The sequence below is a fragment of the Polaromonas sp. P1_E3 genome (assembly GCF_056405935.1).
Genome location: NZ_JBFUBD010000428.1, coordinates 1 through 2,158, shown reverse-complemented (window position 1 = coordinate 2,158; position 2,158 = coordinate 1). Strand labels below are relative to the sequence as shown.

Genomic DNA, 2,158 nt, shown 5'->3' with positions numbered 1-2,158 from the left:
CATCACATCGCTTCGCGATATGAGTGTCCCCTAACCCTTCCCCAGCTTCGCTGACGCGCTACGCCGCGTTCTCGATCACTGCTTTTCAGACAGCTGATCGAGAATGGCAGGGTTTTCAAGCGTCGAGGTGTCCTGGGTGATCGCTTCGCCCTTGGCGATACCGCGCAGCAGACGGCGCATGATTTTTCCGCTGCGCGTCTTGGGCAGGTTGTCGCCGAAGCGGATGTCCTTGGGTTTGGCGATGGGGCCGATTTCCTTGCCGACCCAGTCGCGCAACTCCTTGGCAATCGCCTTGGCCTCGTCGCCTGTGGGACGCGAGCGCTTGAGCACCACGAAGGCCACAATGGCCTCGCCCGTCAAGTCGTCCGGCCGGCCCACCACAGCGGCTTCAGCCACAAGCGCGGAGTGCGCCACCAGAGCCGATTCGATTTCCATCGTTCCCATGCGGTGGCCGGAGACGTTCAGCACGTCGTCGATGCGGCCGGTGATGCGGAAGTAGCCGTTCTCGGCATTGCGCACCGCCCCGTCACCGGCCAGGTAAATCGTGCCGCCCATTTCTTCGGGGAAATAACTCTTCTTGAAGCGATCCGGATCGTTCCAGATGGTGCGGATCATCGATGGCCAGGGACGCTTGACGACCAGCATGCCGCCGGAGCCGTTGGGCAGGTCCTTGCCAGTCTCATCGACGATGGCCGTCATGATGCCGGGCAGCGGCAAAGTGCAACTGCCGGGCACCAGCGGCGTGGCGCCGGGCAGCGGCGTGATCATGTGTCCGCCCGTCTCTGTTTGCCAGAAGGTGTCCACGATGGGGCAACGCTCGCCACCCACGTTTTTGTAGTACCACATCCAGGCTTCCGGGTTGATAGGCTCGCCGACCGAACCCAGGATGCGCAGGCTGCTCAAGTCCGAGCGTGCCGGATGCACTTTTTCGTCGCCTTCGGCGGCCTTGATCAGTGATCGGATGGCGGTGGGCGCCGTGTAGAAAATTGTGACCTTGTGTTTTTCGATCATCTGCCAGAAGCGGCCGGCGTTCGGGAAGGTGGGGATGCCTTCAAAGATGATCTGTGTGGCGCCCGCAGCCAGCGGGCCGTAGGCGACATAGGTGTGGCCGGTGATCCAGCCGATGTCCGCCGTGCACCAGAAAACATCGGAAGGCTGGATGTCAAAGGTCCAGTCCATTGTGAGCTTGGCCCACAGCAGGTAGCCGCCGGTGCTGTGCTGCACGCCCTTGGGCTTGCCAGTCGAGCCCGAGGTGTAAAGGATGAACAGCGGATGCTCTGCGCCTACAAACTCGGGTTCGCACACCAATGCGGCCTTGGAGGTGATCTCGTGCATCAGGCTGTCGCGGCCGGCCACCATATTGCAGGCAGTGGCCGTGCGCTGGTAGACGATCACGTTCTTGATCGATTCGCAGCCACCCATCGCAATGCCTTCATCGACGATGGCCTTGAGCGGCAACTCCTTGCCGCCGCGCAGCTGGTAATTGGCGGTGATGACGGCCACGGCGCCGGCATCCTGGATGCGCTCCTGCAGGCTCTTGGCCGAAAAGCCGCCGAACACCACCGAATGCGTGGCGCCTATGCGCGCGCAGGCCTGCATGGCCACCACGCCCTCCACCGTCATTGGCATGTAAATGATGACGCGGTCGCCCTTCCTGATGCCGGCGCCTTTCAGCGCACTCGCAAACTGGCTGACCTTGGCGTGCAATTCCTTGTAAGTGACATTGGTGACCTTGCCGTCGTCGCTTTCAAAGATGATGGCTTTCTTGTTTTCGACGGGAGTGCCGAGGTGGCGGTCCAGGCAGTTATAGGAAGCGTTGAGCTCGCCGTCTGCAAACCACTTGTAAAACGGCGCCTTGGACTCGTCCAGTGTCTGGGTAAACGGCTTTTTCCAGCTGAGGTTTTCGCGCGCCAAGCGGGCCCAGAAACCTTCAAAATCTTTTTCGGCTTCAGCGCACAGTGCCACGTAGGCTGGCATGCCGGAAATGCGCGCCGCTTTTACGGTGGCGGGGGCCGGCGGGAAGATTCGATTCTCAACCAGTGTGGATTCGATCGCGGATTGGGGGGCGCTCATTGTTTATGTCTCCTGTTTGTCACTGAATGCGTGGTACTGTCAACTTCCGCACTTACAAGCCACTGACTGGCTTGAACCTTACAAC

Annotated in this window: 1 protein-coding gene; it reads right to left on the bottom strand. The window is 60.8% G+C overall.

Annotation, left to right across the window (positions count from 1 at the left end):
* Nucleotides 1–75: 75 nt before the first annotated feature.
* A complete protein-coding gene (gene acs, locus AC1D0Z_RS20145; RefSeq protein WP_477659943.1) occupies nucleotides 76–2,073 on the bottom strand; it encodes an acetate--CoA ligase in 1,998 nt (665 codons plus the stop codon).
* Nucleotides 2,074–2,158: the final 85 nt, after the last annotated feature.